The sequence below is a fragment of the Thalassolituus sp. genome, assembly GCF_984348125.1.
Map to the genome: position 1 here is coordinate 92,860 of NZ_CFHJLR010000004.1, position 18,077 is coordinate 110,936.

The following is an 18,077-nucleotide window of genomic DNA, read 5'->3' on the forward strand; positions in this document are numbered from 1 at the left end:
ATTGCTAAATGACTGAAACAGAACTCACGCGCTCGGGAAGCGATCTGTTACCCGACGAAATACCCGTTTTGGTTGTTGATGATGACCAATCGGTACTCGATGTTACGAGTCTTGTTCTGTCGCGGTACCGTTTTGAGCAACGCCCGGTTACTGTTATCCAGGCCCGATCGGCTATGGCTGCTCGCGAAATACTTTCTGCGCGCAGTGACATCGCGGTGGTGTTTCTGGATGTTGTCATGGAAGAAGATGACGCAGGCCTCAAACTGGTTGAATGCATTCGCGAAGAACTCAATAACCAGAAGATCCGGGTTATTCTCCGTACCGGTCAGGCTGGTTTCGCACCGGAATATCGGGTTGTTCAGAATTACGACATTAATGACTACCTCGCCAAGAGTGAATCTACTCAAGAGCGCCTCTACGTTTCACTGACTACAGCACTTCGTGGGTACCGGGATATTCTGTTGTCCGAACATTTTGCCTCGCTGGCGATGAATGCTGAACGTGAGCGTGAACTTGCCCGTAAAGCTCTGGAAGAAAAGTCGCGATTCCTTGCGCATCTCAGCCATGAAGTACGTAACCCTCTGACCGGTATGGTTGGCATTATTGAATTGCTCGGCGATGCGGATGAAGCCGAACGATCTGAACTTCTACAAGGTCTCGAATTCACCACTCAAACATTGTTAGGCGTGGTCGATGACGTACTCGATGTAGCTAAGATTGAGGCAGGTAAGTTCCGTCTTCAGGAAGCTGCGTTTAATGTCCGTTATTGGCTGGAGAAAACAGCCTCAACCTATGAAGCAATACTTCGGCAGAAGGATATCAGGCTTACGTGCGAAGTATCGGCAGATATTCCTGTCAGTCTGATTGGTGATCAGGCCAGATTGCGTCAGGTGTTATCCAATTTTCTCAGCAATGCTGCAAGGTTTACGCCGGCGGGCGGCCAGGTCACAGTGCGTCTGAACGGTACCCCAAGTGGAGATAAGTGGACCCTGTTCGTATCGGTCAGTGATACAGGGATCGGAATTGCGCCAGATCGTCTGACATCTGTGTTTAAGCCCTATGTTCAGGAAACCGAAGCTACCGCAGAAGTGTATGGTGGAACAGGGCTTGGCCTGAGTCTATGTCATGACCTGGCTTCACTCATGGGTGGGAGTGTCGGTGTGACCAGCCGTCAGGGCAAGGGGTCAACCTTCTGGCTTGAGGTGCCTCTCGGAATTGATAGTTCGCCTGTTGCCGGCGCTCAAGACGGCCCTGCGTATCAGATTCTTGTGTGTGAAGACGACGCAACCAACCAGAGAACACTTCAAGTTATCCTCGAAAAGAAAGGTCTTGATGTCGCAGTCTTTGATAACGGCCGGGAGCTTATCGATAGCGATGCGTGGCGAATGGCTGATGCGATTATTATGGATTGCCATATGCCAGAACTTGGCGGTATGGAGGCAACTAGAATTCTCCGCTCAGAAGGTGGTGAGCTGCCAGTATTGGCTCTAACTGCTGGGGTGTCTGACGCCGAGCGGCAGGAGTGCCTGGAAGCCGGAATGGACTGTGTGATCAGCAAACCTGTTGATTATTCAATGCTTTATGATCAGTTGGTCGCTCTTATCGTGAAGGGGCGCCACCCGGTGCGCATTGCCTGACGCCGACGTGTTGCTGTGACGTCCGATATTTATAAAAAAAGGGCTGAAAACTCAGCCCTTTTTTCTACCTGTCTAAATTCAGCGGTCACCTGTCGGTTTATTTTTCCGAAGCATCATCTTCCGAAGACTCTCCATTTTTACGGGAAGGGTCAGCCATTCGGGCAATGGCCTCCAGTCGTCGGATAATGTCTCCGTTCACGCTGCCCTCGGGGAAATTACCTTCAGCGTCGGCTAATCCGGGCTCACGGTCGAGTAACAAGTGGATGGCTTCGTCGACGTGGCGGACGCAGTAAATATGGAATTCACCGGCCTCGACTGCCTTCAGTACATCATCATGTAAAACAAGATTACGTTGATTTGCTGCAGGGATAATTACCCCTTGTTTGCCTGTCAGCCCCCGGGCGTTGCAAAGCCGGAAGAAGCCTTCGATCTTCTCATTTACGCCGCCGATGGCCTGCGCTTCGCCGTATTGGTTGACCGAACCTGTAATGGCAAAGCTCTGATCAATCGGTGAGTGAATCAGAGCCGAAATAAGACAAATCAGTTCAGCCATAGAGGCGCTGTCGCCATCAACGTAACCGTAAGACTGTTCCATCGCGATATGAGCAGAAATAGCGAGAGGGAATTTCTGTGCGTAGCGGTTCCCCAGAAAACCTGAAAGAATCATCACGCCCTTAGAGTGAATCGCCTGACCCAGAGCGACTTCACGTTCGATATCGACAATACCTTTTGAACCCGGATATACCGACGCTGTAATTCTGGCAGGTGAGCCGAAACTGGTGTCGCCGAGTGACATCACGGTCAGTCCGTTAATCTTACCGATGGCGGTGCCGGTCGTCTCGAGAAGCACTGTGCCGTCCAGCATCTGCTCGAAAAGCTTGTCGTACACTCTTCCGGTGCGCTCCTGCTTGGCCCTAAGAGCGCGATCAATATGGGTTGTAGTGATTAATTCGTCTTGCGCCAGTTTGCGAATGAAGTCGGCTTCGGCCAGAAGATCAAACTGATCACCAATTAACGCACTCAGGGTATCCTGCTGTTCAGCAAGGCGGGCGCTGTGTCGGACCATGCGCTCAACGGCGGCTTTGTCGAGGTCGGCGTATTGCTGCTCTTCGATCCGGCTCTTCAACAGTTGAGCGTAGGCCTGAACGTGGGGTTCAGTCAGTTCGATATCACTGTCGAAATCGACCAGTGTGCGGAACAGACGCTTAAAGTCTTCGTCGTATTCCTGAAGCAGGTAATAAATCTGACGAGAGCCAATAAGCACCAGCTTAAAATCGAGGGGGATAACATCTGGCACGAGTGATGTTGTGTTCAGCAGGCCGACCTCGGAATAGGGCGATTCCATCTTGAGCTCGTTGGATTGCAGTGCACGTTTCAACGCGTCCCACACGAAGGGTTCGGACAGCACTTTCTCGGCATCCAGAATCAGGTAGCCGCCGTTGGCTTTGTGCAGCGCACCTGGGGCGATTTTCTGATAATTGGTGACCAAGGCGCCTTGCTCACTGACGTACTCTATGCGTCCGACGAGGTTGGCGTACGACGGGTGGGGCTCGTAGATCACCGGCGCGCCACTGTCAGGCGCATGATGCGTGGCAATATTTGGCAGCAGTGAATCTTCAAGGCTGCTGCGTTTCGCGTACTCTTCACGCAGGTCCATCAGGCGCTCTTCGACCAGCTCTTCCAGAACAACGGACGGAAGGTGCTCTTCCATCACCGTGATGTAGTCCATCACTGGCTCATGATGAGAAAAGGCTTCGCGAATCGGAGCGAGCAAGGGAGTGATCGCCTCGCGAATCGTTTCCTGATTCAGGCGACGAAGCTCGTTGCTGCTTTCGCGTTTCCATTGTGGCAGTTCTGCAAGTTGCTCACTGAGCATGTGTTCAAGCTCAGCGATGTCATTGTGGAAGGTTTCCCGCTCTTCTTCGGAGAGCTGAGCAAATTCGGTCTCATCCAGTGCTTTGCCTTCGCGCATTGGGGTGAAACTGATAGCGTTTGAATCCCGGTATACGGCAACCCCGCGCTTGTGCGCTTCCCGCTCTACCGTTTCGATCGCCCGGTCATAACGACGGTTAAATGTGTAATCAATGGCCGACTTTTTCTGTTGATAGGTCGGGTGCTCCAGAACGGCTGGAAAGCTGGCAATCAGCTGATCAATCAATTCGGTCATAAGCCCGCGGAAGTCACTGGCCTCCTGTGGGAGCAGGGCGAGAACTTTGGGCTCGCGCGGATTATTGAAGTTGTTTACGTAGCACCAGATGTCTGGGGTCTTCTGACGCTTGGCCTCGCTTTTCAGATAGTCGCGCACGTAGGACGAGCGACCGGTTCCGGTGTCTCCCATAACGAATATGTTGTAACCGGGGCGTTCCATTGCAACGCCGAACTGGATCGCGTTGACGGCTCGCTCCTGACCCAGAACCCCGTGAAAGGGCTCAATATCCGCAGTTGTTTTGAAGTCGAGAGAATCGGGGTGGATCGTCTGTGTGGCAAGAGAGTGGGGTAACGCTTGGGGCTTCTGTGTCATTGTCGCTCTGATGTCGCTTCTTTAATGAGGTACCCAGTTACAGTATTGCGCTCGCCGCAGTATGACAAGTCTGATTAGAGAAAAGCGCACACTGGTAAGCTCTGTCAGTTGCTTTTGTGCGGTTCTCGGGGATAATTCACGCTTTGTTGGCATCTGTTGCAAACAAAGTGTCATCGCAGTATTCAGAATGTGCAGTTAAGGTAGCTCCATGTCGGTCCAGCCGGAAGACAGAACAACGATAGATATGTTCAGCTCGTCAGGGCCGGGCCGCCCTCGCAGTAACCCCTATGACAGAACTCAGCAGTCTCGCCTTAATAAACGCAGTCAGCGTCTGCGCGACAAGCATGCTGGCTTGCATCGTCTGGAAGTGAAATTGCCTGCGCACGTCGTAGCCGCTCTGGATGGCGCTGCTGACGAGTTAGGTTTGTCCCGTGCGGAAGTAATCACCAAAGCACTGGAGCAGTGGCTCCACATCTGACGCAATGAATTGTTCATAAGACCTTGATTCTGAAGCGGGTTTTGGCTAATGTACGCCTCCCCGCTGATCGCGGGGCGTTATGGTGGCCTTTGTCGGTCCCCTCGCAACGATACACCGCGAACCCCGCCAGGTCCGGAAGGAAGCAACGGTAGTGGTCGACTCGTGTGCCGGGGTGTGGCTGGCAGAGGTCATCTCCAGTTTCTCTTCCGTATTTTCCTTTCCAGATTGTCACTGACTTTACCCGCTTATCCAGTTATTATGCGAGCTGAATACAGGTATTCAGGCCGAATAGATTTTCATGAGTTATCAGGTACTTGCGAGAAAATGGCGTCCGCGTTTCTTTGATGAAATGGTCGGGCAGGAGCACGTTCTGCGCGCGCTCATCAATGCGCTGAATGAAGGGCGTCTCCATCATGCGTACCTGTTTACCGGCACCCGCGGTGTTGGTAAAACGACGATTGCCAGGATTCTGGCCAAATGCCTCAACTGCGAGCAGGGCGTCAGCGCAAGACCCTGCGGCGAGTGCTCTTCTTGCCGTGAAATTGCAGAAGGCCGCTTCGTTGACCTGATTGAAGTCGATGCAGCATCCCGTACCCGTGTTGAAGATACCAGAGAGCTCCTTGATAACGTTCAGTACGCGCCTACAAGAGGCCGCTTCAAGGTCTACCTGATTGACGAAGTTCATATGCTCTCAACCCACAGTTTTAACGCCTTGCTGAAAACGCTCGAAGAGCCGCCGGAACACGTTAAATTTCTGTTGGCGACGACCGATCCACAAAAGCTCCCCGTGACTATCCTTTCGCGCTGCCTGCAGTTCAGCCTCAAAAATATGACGCCTGAACGTATTGTTGGTTATCTGGGTAAAGTGCTGCAGGCGGAGTCTGTGCCGTACGACGAGCCGGCGCTCTGGTCTCTGGGGCGTGCTGCGCAGGGCAGTATGCGGGATGCGTTGAGCCTGACAGATCAGGCCATTGCCTTCGGTGAAGGTGAGGTTCATGAGTCGCAGGTCAACTCCATGTTGGGCAGTATGGATCGCGGCAGGCTCTTCAGGCTGGCCGAAGTGATGGCTAAGGCCGATGCCAGCGAAATCCTGGCGGAGACCGCTTCGATGGCGGAGCACTCTCCGGATTATGACGAGATTCTGCAGGGGCTTTTGCACATCTGGCATCGTGCGTCACTCGCTCAGGTTGTTCCTGATGCCATTGATAATGCCGAAGGCGATCGTGAAGCGATCCTGCAGTTGTCGATGGCGATGCCCGCCGAAGATCTGCAGCTGTGTTATCAGATCGCGCTTCAGGGGCGACAGGACCTCGCGATGGCACCAGAGCCTCGTCAGGGCTTTGAGATGATATTGCTGCGCATGCTGGCATTCCGTCCGGCACCTGATGTCGTACCTGAACTCGACCTGGCGTCGGCGCTCGAAAAAAAAAAGCCACTGACAGCTCCAGCGGCTGAAGCTGTTTCTGGGGTTGGTAGTGGGGTCGTTCCGGAGTCTGATTCAGAGACTGCTGCAGGTACTGCATCAGAGCCGAACGAGCCTGCAGGGCAGTTCGAATCTCTCGGTTCTGTTTCGCCTGCTTCTGAGCCCGCTATTGCTGAGCCAGAAAAGTCAGAACCTCAGATTGCGACGCCTTCCGCTGCAGAGCCTATGGGTTCAGAGCCTGTAAATTCAGAGCCTGTAAATTCAGAGCCTGTAAATTCAGAGCCTGTAAATTCAAAGCAGGCGCCAGAATCAATGGTAGCTACGCCCCAACAACCGGAACCATCCGCGACGCCAATCATTACAGATCACGCTGTCTCTGCGGAAAATTTAACGGCCGCTGATGCTTCTGTTGATACCCCTGCAGAGGCGCATTCCGGCAGCTCCACTGGCGCTCCTGTTGAGGCTCCAGCCGATATCCCTGTCCAACAAGATGTCCCTGTCGAATATGAGTCTGCGCTGGCACCAGTGATGCCTGGTGATGAGACGCAGGAACGTCGCGATGGCTCTCTGGCCGACCTTATGGAGAACCCGGTTCCGCAGGCCGTGGTTGAGCCAGTGAGTGAGCCGGAAGTGTCAGGCTCATCGCCAGCGGCAGATGTTGAAGCCGAGTCGTCTGCCATGGCGAGTGTCGACGAGTTGCCCGAGCTGGCTCCTCATACCTGGCATATGTGGGTTGATCATCTGGCGCTCGCTGGATTACCTATGGCAATTGCCCGAAACAGTGCACTTATTCAGCGTGAAGAGGCGCCGGAAGGCACTGTGCTTGAGTTTGATGTCGATCCCGCACAAGGCGCGTTGTACAACGATACCCAGCGAGAGAGAATCGCAACGGCTCTGAGGGAATTTCTGCCAGGTGTGACACTCAGAATGACTCTCACTGCAACACGTGGAGAGACACCGGAGCAACGCAGGCAGCGGCTGCTGGCCGATGCGCTGTATTCAGCGCGTCAGGCAATCGACAGCGACCCTCTGGTGGACCAGATAGTTAATGAATTAGGCGGGCAGGTCATCGAAGACACTGTCCGCCCGAATACCTGACGTTTAATAAAGAATTGACCTGAAGAATTGAAGAGAGGTACGCATGATTAAAGGTGGAATGGGCAACCTGATGAAGCAGGCTCAGAAGATGCAGGAGCAGATGGCGAAGGCTCAGGAAGAACTGGCTTCTGCAGAAGTGACAGGCGAAGCCGGCGCGGGTCTGGTGAAAGTCGTTATGACTGGCCGTCACGATGTTAAGCGCGTCGACCTTGATGATTCCATCATGGAAGAAGAAAAAGAACTGCTAGAAGATCTTCTTGCTGCTGCTGTGAATGATGCCGTTCGTAAAATCGAACAGAATAATCAGGAGCATATGTCGAAGCTGACATCAGGCATGGGGCTTCCTGCAGGCATGAAGCTGCCGTTCTGATTCATGGCCAGCCGACCGCGTGACTATCAGCTACTTTGCGAAGCATTCGATGGCTTGCCCGGTATCGGTGCGCAGGCAGCAGAGCGGCTGGCGGAATGGTTGGTCTATCACGGTGATAGCAGGCAGCTGGCGGAGGTCCTGACGCGCATTAACGAAGCGGGGCTCTGTCGGCTCTGTAATCGTATTCAGTGCCAATCGGAGTGCCAGGCCAATGGCGCTTGCGCCGATTACTTTCTGGTGGCATCGACGGAAGCGGTACTCAATCGGTTGTCTGATATTGTTGATTATCAGGGGCCGCTGTTTGTTTTGCACGGTGAGTTGTCGCCAGCAAGCGGGGTCGGCCCCTCTCAAATAAATATGGATGATCTGCTTGCGTCCGTTGAGCGCTTCCCAGAGGCGACGTTGTTGATACTCAGCGGTGATTCCGTTGAGGGGCGGACGACCGCAGAATATATTTTCCGGCGCTCGGGGCGGGCTGGTGAGCGTGTCAGTGTTGACCGTGCGAGTGAGATATTAAGGGGTCTTGATTGACTGAACCTAGAGTACAGACTGAAGTGCCGGTGCCGGAATGGATCGCGACGGATCAGCAACTTAACGATGCCTGCATCAGGTGGTCTTCGGCGGATTTTCTCGCGGTGGATACTGAGTTTGTCAGAACCAGTACGTTTTATCCCAAACCTGGCTTAATTCAGGTCGCGGATAAACATGCGTGCGCATTGATTGACCCTCTGGCAATCAACGACTGGAGCAAGTTCAAAGCTCTTATGCAGAGCCCGGATGTTGTGAAAGTATTCCATTCATGCGCCGAAGATCTTGAAGTCTGTAAGCGTATTTTTGATGCCGTACCGAGCCCCTTGTTTGATACACAGATAGCGATGGCGCTGTCGGGGTATGGTGGTTCTGTAGGGTTTCAACGAGCCGTCAGTGAATTGCTAGATCTGGATATTCCTAAAGAAGCAACCAGAACGGACTGGCTTCAGAGGCCACTGACTCCGGTGCAGATGGAATACGCGACCGCAGATGTGTTTTATCTTTTTCAGATTTATCCACGGTTGAAACAAAAGCTCGAGAGTCTCGGAAGAGAAGCGTGGGTTGAGGAAGAGTGCGAACGTCTTGTAGTCGCCGCGAGTCAACCTGATACAGACTTCACAGGTGCGTTTCAGCGAGTGAAGTCAGGCTGGAAGCTAAGGCCGCAGGAACAGAGCATTCTGCAACAGCTGGCTGTCTGGCGTGAGGAAGAGGCGCGGGCGCGTGATGTCCCGCGAAATAAAGTGGCGGATGATCCAGCGCTGTGGAATTTATCCAGATTTAAAGCACGTAACCGCGATCAGCTTTTCAAAGCAGGGTTACGGGCAAACATCATCAAAGAGTGTGGCAAACAGGTTCTGCAGATTATTCAGCAGGCACAGAGTACTGACTCTGATGAATGGCCGGAGTTGTTGCAACGGCCGCTTTCTGTTGATGACGGTAATCTGATGAAGCTTCTGAAAAAAGGCGTAATTAAAAAAGCGGAATCGCTCAATATTCCGCCGGAAGTGCTGGCCAACAAAAAAGCGCTGGAGGCGTTAATGCGCACCCCGGACAATGAATTGCCACCCATACTCCTTGGGTGGAGAAAATCAGAAATAGGTGATGCCCTCTTGGCGCACCTGAAAGAGATCAGGCAATAAATTATGACGGCGACTAAGCGCGTTTTGTGTGACGTTTATAAAACACGTCGCAAGGATGAGATGTACCTCTACGTTGAAAAGAAAGAGGGGTTGGCTCGTGTACCGGATGAGTTGAAAGAAATGTTTGGTAAACCTGAACTGGCATTAACCCTGTTGCTGACGCCAGAGAAAAATCTTGGTCGGGCAGATGCTGAAAAGGTTCTCGCTGATATCGAAGAGAAGGGCTTTTATCTACAGATGCCTCCGGCAAAAGAACCCTATATGCTGGATCTCTTCTGCCGAAAGGACGACGAATGAGTGCGGACCGGCGCTTCTGGGAAACGACACCTTTAAAAGAGATGAGTCGGCAGCAGTGGGAATCCCTCTGCGACGGTTGTGCTTTATGCTGTCTGCATAAGCTGGAAGACGAAGACAGTGGTGATGTTTATTACACCGATATTCACTGCCGCTATATGGATAAGAGCAACTGCCAATGCACAGTTTATAAGGAGCGGCAGACCTACGTGCCTCACTGTGTCTGGTTAACACCAGAGCAGGCTTCTGAGTTTCACTGGTTGCCAGAGACCTGTGCTTACCGCCTTGTTGCTGAAGGTAAGCCACTGCAAGAGTGGCACCCGCTATTAACTGGGGATGCAGACTCCGTTCATCGTGCTGGTGTATCCCTTAAAGGGAAAGGCGTTGCTGATAATCTTGTGAATGAAGAGGATTGGGAAGATCACATTATATGGAAAGCCTGACTGATTATTACGCCTTCTGGGCCATTTATATTCTGGCTGGTCTGCTCGCATTCTGGTGTTGGGGGAAAATGGCGTTCTGGGTAAAACAGCGTGGAGTTGCTTATCACATTTACAGTGCGGTGGGTGCCATTATCATCTTCACGCCAGTGCCGGTTCCTGATGCCAGTGTTGAAGTGCTTTCGCCGGGGTTTATCGCGGTACCATTCGCTTTAATATCGGAGGGTCTGGCCGGGTTGGAGCAGTTTGTTACCTGGTTTTCAGTCTCGGCAGGGATAGCACTGTTGGTGACTCTGGTAGGTCTGGTAGCAGGGCTTGCGCCCAAGCCAAACGTGCAGGAAAAAGATCGCGAAACGCCCCCTCTGCGCGCTAAAAACGCGGCTCCAGTTAAGGGAAACCCTTTCCGCTGAACGGTGCAAGGACTGCTGTCTTGCTTGTCTGTCAATCTCTATCTGCAGCTGTGATCGTGCTGTTTTGGCACAACGGAACATACTTCCATGTCCCTCCTGTATCTTTGTTCTGCTGTGACTTACAAGCTGATACGTACATTTCTGGCTAACTCTCAAAACTTTGCTAGTTTTAATTCATACCGTGCCCAGATTGGGCACAGAATTAAAAACGCATGTCTGATTAGTGACACAGGCACCTGGCGGTGCTACTGAGGGTTTAGAAAATGGCTAACCATATATTCATTCTTGCTACCGTAATGCTTCTTGCAGGGATCTTCGGCGGTCTGGTGAACTTTTACCTCTACGGTGATAAAGATCCGGATTCGGCAAGTCTTCCGCGATTTCTGGTTGTAGGTGTGGGCGCATCGTTCCTGGTACCGGTTGTTCTGGATATGGTGAACAGCGAGCTGGTTCTTGAAAGTCAGGGCGACCCCTCTCAGCTACTCATTTTCACCGGTTTCTGTCTGGTTTCAGCGCTGCTGAGTCGCTTTGTTATCGACAATATGTCGGATCGGATTCTCAACGAAGCGAATGTTGCTCGTCAGCGTTCTGAAGAAGTCGAGCAGGATCTTCGTATTATTCAGAATGAGCTGCTCCCTCTGATTGATACTGAAACCGAAAAAGACATGAGTGGTTACGATCCGCAGATGGCGAATGTGTCAGAAGAGCTGGACACAACCTCTACCCAAATCCTCAAAATTCTGTCCAACGGTCGGTATATCTTCCGCTCACTGGCAGGGGTGTGTCGTGAGTGCAATCAGGAAGAGTCGACAGTACTGAAAACACTGCACGTACTGACTACACGTAGCCTTGCAGGCAAGGTGAGTGGTAAGAATGGTGTGCGCTGGCACATCACAGAGAAAGGTCGTCGTGTTCTCGAAAATAGCCTCTGATTCTGATTGAGCTTGAACTTGAGCTTGAAGGTGACTGAGTTAAAGGGAGTCGGAGCTTTTATGCTGCTTTTCCGAGCGATTTTTCTGGCGGTGTTCTTCACCGCTTTAACCCTCAGCGTCCGGGCTGAAGAGTCTCAGGCTCCGGACGTAAGAATCGTGATCGATATCTCCGGTAGCATGAAGGAGACAGATCCTGAAAACCTCAGACGTCCGGCACTTAATCTGCTGACAGAATTATTACCTGAAGGGGCCCGCGCCGGTGTCTGGACCTTCGGGCGCTACGTGAATATGTTGGTGCCGCTTGCTACCGTAGATGAAGCTTGGCGCCAGAAAGCGCGCGCAGCCAGCGGTGATATCAGCTCTGTCGGTCTCAATACCAACCTCGTTGAAGCCCTCGATAAAGCCCTTTATGAGGCGACTCAGAACAGTCAGTTTGATCAGACAGTCATTCTCCTGACCGATGGTCGGATTGATATGGATACCTCCGGTGGTGCCCCTGACACGCCGGCGAATACAGCCGCTCGCGAAAGGCTTATCAGCACGGTTCTTCCTGAGTACATGTCAAAGAATGTCCGTATTCACACTCTTGCCCTGTCCGATGCCGCAGACGTTACTATGCTTGGGCAGCTTGCTATGGAAACAGACGGTCTCGCGCTGAAAGCGCATACCAATGACGAGCTGATGCCAGCATTTCTTAAAGCATTTGATCGTGCCGTACCAAGCGAGCAGGTTCCGCTTGTTGGAAATACCTTCAATATTGACCCGAGTGTTAACGAATTTACTGCGCTGATTTTCAGGGCAGCTTCCAGCAAACCTACGGAACTGGTGTCGCCCTCTGGTGTGCGTATCTCTCAGGATTCTGCAGCGACATCTGCTGATGTCCGCTGGCATCATGACCTGAACTTCGACCTGATTACTGTGAAGTCTCCTGAAACCGGAGACTGGGTCGCCGATGCCGACGTCGCTCCTGACAGTCGGGTGCAGATTTTGTCTGATCTCAAACTAAAAGTGTCTGGCCTGCCGGGAAGCCTTTTTTCTGGTGTGCCGGTGCAGCTTGAAATGTCTCTTGAGAATGAAGGCGAAACAGTAAATGAAGAGACCATTCTGCAACTGACGGATGTCAGCCTTCAGGTCACTGCACCGGATGGCCGTACAGGGAGCAAGTTGCTGTCTGACCCGGAGAGCCTGCCTGTTGATGGGATATTCAGAGAGACCCTGAGTCGGTTGAATCAGCCCGGAGAATATAGGCTGGAGATTAATGCTCAGGGGCGTACATTCGAGCGCAAGCAGGTTCTGACGGCAACGCTGGCTGAGCCGATGCGGGTAGATGTTGAGCCTGATGTCGGCCAGCAGATCCTGAATGTACGTGTGTACCCTCAAAGTGACCTCGTTGATACCAGCTTGTCACGTGTTATTTCCAGAATATCCAGCCCTGATGGTAGCTCCATGATTAACGCGATGAAGTATTCTGACGAGAGTGGTGCGTGGGAGCTTGCGCTTGTCGCCGACAAAGGCCCAGGCAGTTACGAGGTTATGCTAAACATCCGTGGAGTGTCGGCCAGCGGTAAGACATTTAAGAGTAAACCTGAAAGCATTCCTGTGATCTTTCCTTTGGTCTCTGAAGTAAGTACCCCAGTTACCGAAGCGCCAGATCCAGAGCTGGTGAATGAAGAGGTCAGCGAACCTGATATCAGGGGTGAGCAAGCGGCTGTTCAGAACGCACCAGAGCCTACTGTGAGTGAAACTGATGCAGCACAACCTGATTCGTCTGAAGAGGCACCTGCGGAACCTGAGGTCGTGCCTGTATCTGATGAAATTGTTCCTGATCTGGCGGCGAGATACAGTGAGCAGTCTGCTGTCGAAGAAGTTGGGCCAGAAGAGGAGTCGGGTGTTGCCTGGTGGGTATACGTCCTGCTTGGGGTGGCAAATCTGGCACTTCTAGGTGGGCTGGCGTGGTGGTGGCTGGGGAGGCGCAAAGGAAAATCTGAGAGCGCGGAAGACGTAGCCGCACGCGAAGCGTTGGATCTGGAGACAGGGCAGCTTGATGACGCCGATCTGGATTCCGCTGACTTTGATAACTTTGACGGTGCGGAGGAGGAAGAAATTCCTGCAGCGGAGGAAGAAAGCAAGGTCACTGCTTCTATGGGAGGAGACACCGATATGGGGAGTTCTGAACCCGCAGCGGATGCAGCAGATTCAGCCGATGAAGACGATGACTGGGGGGAATTCGACCTCCCGGACGACAAAAAAGAATAGCGCTTATATTATGACCGCCTCCGGTACCGGAGGCGGCTTCTGTACAATTATCCCTTTCTGTCTGATTTTAAAGCCTTTTTCTGGTCCTGCCTTGCTGTACTAAAGCGGCCTCCTTATACTCTGGCCAGTCAAGAATCAGAGATCGAGAGGTTAAGTCCTGATGAAATTCCAGGGTACCGGTGAATACGTAGCGACACCTGAGCTGCAAATGGCAGTCAACGCAGCAATTACATTGCAGCGACCACTCCTGCTGAAAGGTGAGCCAGGAACCGGTAAAACAATGCTGGCAGAGCAACTGGCCAATTCATTGGGCACTGACCTTATCCAATGGCACATCAAGAGTACGACCAAGGCTCATCAGGGGCTCTATGAGTACGATGCCGTCAGTCGTCTGCGCGACTCGCAACTTGGTGTTGATGGTGTCAATGATATTTCGAACTACATCGTTAAAGGTAAGCTCTGGGAAGCTTTTGAAGCGGATAAGCCTGTTGTTCTGCTGATCGACGAGATTGATAAAGCGGATATCGAGTTCCCGAACGACCTTCTTCTCGAAATCGATAAGATGGAGTTCTTCGTGTATGAAACTCAGGAGCGCATCGTTGCTAAGCACCGCCCAATTATTCTGATTACCAGCAATAACGAGAAAGAATTGCCTGACGCATTCCTGCGCCGCTGCTTCTTCCACTATATCGACTTCCCTGATCGCGAAACCATGAAGGCGATCGTTGATGTGCATTTCCCGAATATTCAGGCGGAGCTGGTCAATGACGCGCTTGAAGTCTTCTTTGACGTGCGCAAAGTACCGGGGCTGAAGAAAAAACCGTCAACTTCTGAACTGGTTGACTGGCTGAAGCTGCTGATGGCCGATGAACTCGGCGTCGAGTTATTACGTAATCACGATACTACCAAGGCAATTCCACCAATGGCGGGTGCTCTGGTGAAGAATGAGCAGGATGTGCACTTGCTGGAGCGTCTTGCGTTTATGAGTCGCCGTCGGGGCTGATCATGCTGATCGACTTTTTCGATACGGTTCGTCGCGCAAAAGTACCATGCTCGATTCGCGAGTACCTTGACCTCGTTGAAGCGGTTCAGGCGCGGGTAGCCTTTGCAGATCTTGAAGAGTTTTATGCTCTTGCGCGCTTGATTCTTGTAAAGGACGAAAAACACTACGATAAGTTCGATAAGGCGTTTGCTGCTTACTTTGAGGGTATCGAAGCGCTGCCTTCATTGTTTGATGATGCCAGTATCCCTGCCGAATGGATGCGCAAAGAAATGGAGAAGCTGCTCTCTGAAGAGGAAATGGCGAAGATTGAATCGCTGGGCGGCTTCGATGAACTGATGAAAACCCTGCAGGAGCGCCTCGAAGAGCAGAAAAAGCGCCATCAGGGTGGAAATAAAATGATCGGTACAGGCGGAACATCACCGTTTGGTGCTGAAGGTTACAACCCGGAAGGGGTTCGTATTGATCAGAATCGTTCCCGTCATAAAAAAGCGGCGAAAGTATGGGAACAGAGAAATTACAAAAATCTCGATGACAACGTACAGCTCGGTATACGGAACATCAAAGTAGCGTTGCGTCGTCTTCGTCGGTTTGCGCGCCAGGGCGCAGCCGATGAGCTTGATATGAATGACACCATCAGTTCTACCGCGCGCAACGCAGGTATGCTCGATATTAAAATGGTTCCAGAACGGCACAACGCTGTGAAGGTACTGCTCTTTTTTGATGTCGGTGGGTCTATGGACCCTCACGTTCGTGTTTGTGAAGAGCTGTTCTCGGCCGCTCGTACCGAGTTCAAACATATGGAAACCTTTTACTTCCATAACTGCCTGTATGAGTCTGTCTGGAAGAATAATATCCGCCGTATGAACGAGCGCACAGAAACATGGGACATTTTGCGCAAGTATGGACAGGATTACCGCGTTATCTTTGTGGGCGACGCCATGATGGCGCCGTATGAAGTCACTCATGCGGGGGGAAGCGTCGAACACTGGAATGAAGAGCCGGGTGCGGTCTGGATGGAACGCATGGCGAATCATTTCGATAAGCTGGTCTGGTTGAACCCAGCGCCGGAAGACCATTGGGGGAATGGCGGTTCGCTGGGGGCGATCCGCACATTGGTCAAAGACAAAATGTATCCCATGACCCTGTCAGGTCTTGAGGATGCCATGAGATTTCTCAGCAAATAGTTGAAAATAGAAGCCGGAGGAGCTTGTCAGAGAGGGCAGGTTTTCCCGGAAAATAATAAAGAATGCAGGATGTTTTACATGCAGGCGATACGCTTGTTTTCACCACTGCTGACATTGCTGATTGCTACAGGAATCACTCTTGGGGGTGTTAAGCCGGTTGCTGCTGAGCAGGTCTACATCGGCCTGCGCAATGGGCCGTCTGAGGCCTTTCCTGTCATCTACGAAGTCACTCCATACCGCCGCCTTGAAGTGGTCGCTCGTCGTGGTAGCTGGGTTAACGCGTCTGATGGGCGGAACAGTGGCTGGCTGCATGTCGATGACCTTCATCTGCTCGAAACCTTCCCCCGCGATGAACTCTGGAAGCTAGTCAATGACGCGCGCCCCGGGAAAAATCGACTCGAAGTGGCCCTTTCAACCGCCAGCGCCTATTCCCTCGGATGGTTGTTTCCTGTCCTCGGAGAGTATGGCTCTGTGCGCTACACTCGCGCCCCAGAGGGGGATTCAGCATGGTCAATGTTTGATGCTGGCATAATTACTCAGTTCGCTGAGCCCGCAGACCACATAACTTTTAGTTGGAACGCGTTTGCCGGTTATGCCCAGAGTGAGCGAGGCAACACACATTGGTCTGACACGGCTGAGCCTGTCTGGGTTGGGGGCGTAGGTGTTGAATCAATGTGGCGGGTTGCCCGGTATTTTGATTTTGGTGCTCGCGGCGAAATAAGCGCCACATTAGACAGTGAAATGACAACTCACAGGTCAGTATCAATAGTTTGGAGATTGCGTTTATGACTTCTTTTTGGCGGACGGTGGGGCTCGCTGGCATGGCGTTTTTTTCGCTCAGTGCTGCGGCGGAGGTGTTCAGTCCGGGCAGTCAGAGGAACGGTCTTGATGATTTGAGTGAGACTGAAGTTGAACACGGTGTCTTCAGCGTGGGTTACACCAATACTCTGGCGTATAACAATGATTCGCAGCCGGGGATTCTTTTTACCGCGCGCTATTTTGCCGGTGAAAAATGGTATTTGTTGGGTGAAGCTCAGATTGGCCAGTTCAGCACACGCGCTGTGATTAATGACGGCCAGGAAGTGCGAAGTGATGACGAAGAGCTGCTTCGTTACTCAGCAGGTGCGGGTTACGCGCTCCTTCAGGGGACTGCCAGTACTAGCGGAGTTCGTGCGGTGCCGTGGGTGCTGGCAGCGGAACTTAATGCAGGTGAACAACATTCCGGTGATACCAGTGGTCGTTATGCATCGCTTGGCCTGAGCGTGCAGTTTCATGGCGAGCGGATCTGGACGGGAATAGGTGTTCGTGAGTTTCTGGTCGACGATGAGCGCCTTCAGTCTCTCGAATCTGATGGGGGCACGCAGTGGGATATCTCGCTCGGTTTGTATTATTGATCGGTCTGGCTCTCCAGCTGCAGGCGTCTGAAAGTCTGAAACCGGGGGATATGGTTCCGGACTTTACTTTGCCGGCGACGAACGGCTTTGGTCAGCGACTTGAGGAAGCCCGCGGTTCTTATCTGATGTTGATATGGCTGGGGGATTGTGATGAATGTTCCGAGCGCCTCGTCAGATATCAGCTTCTCGCTGAGAGTCTGGAAATTGAAGGGCTAAAAGGTTGGTTTGTCTGGACCCCTAAGGGAAAGCGCCAGCCGCCAAATATGCGTATTCCAGTATTGAAATATGAGCCAAAGTGGCGTCAGGGCTGGATGTTTGAAGAGCGCCCTGCGGTTATGTTGATTAATGCTGATGGGCGCCTGGATCACCTGATTACAGGTGATCTCGACGACAATTATCAGGAAACAGAGCAGGTAGTGATGCGCTGGATGAGCCAGGGTCGTGACTATCAGCAACCGGAGTAAAAAATGAAATTTCTGTTAGTTCTGAGCATGCTGTTTGCCTCGGTGGTTATGGCAGAGGACGCAGCGGTACGCGAACAGGTGATGACAGCAAAAGAGGCCGTACTTGAGCTTAATCGTGACCTCTACGAGCTGGAGCGGGAGCTTCTGAGCCCAGCCACGACTCGGGCGGCATTTCATGTGACTCTTAATCACGGTGAATATTTTGAACCTCTGTCAGTTGAACTCTCGGTAGATGGCAAGCTTGAACTCCAGCATCTGTATACTGAACGTCAGGTAAAAGCCTTGCGTATGGGCGCGGTGCAGCCTCTGGGTGATCTCAACCTTGCACCGGGCAAGCATCAAGTGTCTGTGACAATTCGCGGTGTCGACCATCAAGGTCAGGGGCGTGAACTTGCGATCACTGAAATGATCAGCAAAACCGGTAAACCGCTTATTACAGAGCTCCTGATCGTCGACCGTGATGACCTGCAGAGCGCACGGTTGCAGCTGAAATACTGGTAATT

18 protein-coding genes and 1 other RNA gene are annotated in these 18,077 nt (G+C 52.2%); 18 read left to right on the plus strand and 1 reads right to left on the minus strand.

What is annotated here, in order from left to right; translation table 11 throughout:
• Positions 1–8: 8 nt before the first annotated feature.
• A complete protein-coding gene (locus tag AC5E51_RS04220) occupies positions 9–1,637 on the plus strand; it encodes an ATP-binding response regulator (RefSeq protein WP_491778165.1) in 1,629 nt (542 codons plus the stop codon).
• A gap of 97 nt (positions 1,638–1,734) precedes the next feature.
• On the opposite strand, the gene AC5E51_RS04225 is transcribed toward AC5E51_RS04220, so the two are convergent.
• Complete coding sequence (locus AC5E51_RS04225) at positions 1,735–4,158, minus strand: Lon protease family protein (protein WP_491778166.1); 2,424 nt, start codon at positions 4,156–4,158, stop codon at positions 1,735–1,737.
• Positions 4,159–4,366: 208 nt separating this feature from the next.
• Here AC5E51_RS04225 and ybfE point away from each other — a divergent pair, with 208 nt between their 5' ends.
• The 17 genes from ybfE to AC5E51_RS04310 all read left to right on the plus strand — a co-directional run bounded on the left by ybfE (position 4,367) and on the right by AC5E51_RS04310 (position 18,075).
• Positions 4,367–4,636: a LexA regulated protein gene (ybfE, locus tag AC5E51_RS04230; RefSeq protein WP_297533933.1), complete on the plus strand. Its 270-nt coding sequence runs from the start codon at positions 4,367–4,369 to the stop codon at positions 4,634–4,636.
• A 90-nt stretch (positions 4,637–4,726) separates the two neighbouring features.
• Positions 4,727–4,823, plus strand: an RNA gene (gene ffs / locus AC5E51_RS04235) — signal recognition particle sRNA small type.
• A 111-nt stretch (positions 4,824–4,934) separates the two neighbouring features.
• Complete coding sequence (gene dnaX / locus AC5E51_RS04240; protein ID WP_301378943.1) at positions 4,935–7,157, plus strand: DNA polymerase III subunit gamma/tau; 2,223 nt, start codon at positions 4,935–4,937, stop codon at positions 7,155–7,157.
• 43 nt (positions 7,158–7,200) lie between these two features.
• Positions 7,201–7,527 (plus strand): YbaB/EbfC family nucleoid-associated protein, encoded by a 327-nt coding sequence (locus AC5E51_RS04245; protein WP_068442809.1) that lies wholly within the window; start codon positions 7,201–7,203, stop codon positions 7,525–7,527.
• 3 nt (positions 7,528–7,530) lie between these two features.
• Complete coding sequence (locus tag AC5E51_RS04250; RefSeq protein WP_301378945.1) at positions 7,531–8,058, plus strand: toprim domain-containing protein; 528 nt, start codon at positions 7,531–7,533, stop codon at positions 8,056–8,058.
• Complete coding sequence (gene rnd, locus AC5E51_RS04255; RefSeq protein WP_301378947.1) at positions 8,055–9,197, plus strand: ribonuclease D; 1,143 nt, start codon at positions 8,055–8,057, stop codon at positions 9,195–9,197. Before AC5E51_RS04250 ends, rnd begins: the two co-directional genes overlap by 4 nt.
• A gap of 3 nt (positions 9,198–9,200) precedes the next feature.
• A complete protein-coding gene (locus tag AC5E51_RS04260) occupies positions 9,201–9,494 on the plus strand; it encodes a YcgL domain-containing protein (protein ID WP_301378948.1) in 294 nt (97 codons plus the stop codon).
• On the plus strand, positions 9,491–9,934 hold the full coding sequence (locus tag AC5E51_RS04265) for a YcgN family cysteine cluster protein (protein ID WP_301378949.1): 444 nt from the start codon (positions 9,491–9,493) through the stop codon (positions 9,932–9,934). Before AC5E51_RS04260 ends, AC5E51_RS04265 begins: the two co-directional genes overlap by 4 nt.
• Positions 9,922–10,341: a hypothetical protein gene (locus AC5E51_RS04270; protein WP_301378951.1), complete on the plus strand. Its 420-nt coding sequence runs from the start codon at positions 9,922–9,924 to the stop codon at positions 10,339–10,341. The genes AC5E51_RS04265 and AC5E51_RS04270 overlap by 13 nt, the downstream gene beginning before the upstream one ends.
• A gap of 263 nt (positions 10,342–10,604) precedes the next feature.
• Complete coding sequence (locus AC5E51_RS04275) at positions 10,605–11,273, plus strand: YEATS-associated helix-containing protein (protein ID WP_068443108.1); 669 nt, start codon at positions 10,605–10,607, stop codon at positions 11,271–11,273.
• Between the two features lie 60 nt (positions 11,274–11,333).
• Positions 11,334–13,529 carry a VWA domain-containing protein gene (locus AC5E51_RS04280; RefSeq protein WP_491778167.1) on the plus strand — a complete coding sequence of 732 codons (2,196 nt, stop codon included), beginning with the start codon at positions 11,334–11,336 and terminating at the stop codon, positions 13,527–13,529.
• Positions 13,530–13,689: 160 nt separating this feature from the next.
• Positions 13,690–14,532: an AAA family ATPase gene (locus tag AC5E51_RS04285; protein ID WP_491778168.1), complete on the plus strand. Its 843-nt coding sequence runs from the start codon at positions 13,690–13,692 to the stop codon at positions 14,530–14,532.
• Positions 14,533–14,534: 2 nt separating this feature from the next.
• Positions 14,535–15,716, plus strand: coding sequence for a vWA domain-containing protein (locus AC5E51_RS04290; RefSeq protein ID WP_068443118.1), 1,182 nt, complete (start codon positions 14,535–14,537; stop codon positions 15,714–15,716).
• 78 nt (positions 15,717–15,794) lie between these two features.
• Positions 15,795–16,505: a hypothetical protein gene (locus AC5E51_RS04295; protein WP_068443121.1), complete on the plus strand. Its 711-nt coding sequence runs from the start codon at positions 15,795–15,797 to the stop codon at positions 16,503–16,505.
• Positions 16,502–17,110: a hypothetical protein gene (locus AC5E51_RS04300; RefSeq protein WP_068443123.1), complete on the plus strand. Its 609-nt coding sequence runs from the start codon at positions 16,502–16,504 to the stop codon at positions 17,108–17,110. Before AC5E51_RS04295 ends, AC5E51_RS04300 begins: the two co-directional genes overlap by 4 nt.
• Positions 17,080–17,574, plus strand: a complete 495-nt coding sequence (locus AC5E51_RS04305) for a hypothetical protein (RefSeq protein ID WP_301387515.1) — start codon at positions 17,080–17,082, stop codon at positions 17,572–17,574. Before AC5E51_RS04300 ends, AC5E51_RS04305 begins: the two co-directional genes overlap by 31 nt.
• Before the next feature lie 3 nt (positions 17,575–17,577).
• On the plus strand, positions 17,578–18,075 hold the full coding sequence (locus AC5E51_RS04310; RefSeq protein WP_273087310.1) for a hypothetical protein: 498 nt from the start codon (positions 17,578–17,580) through the stop codon (positions 18,073–18,075).
• Positions 18,076–18,077 lie beyond the last annotated feature (2 nt).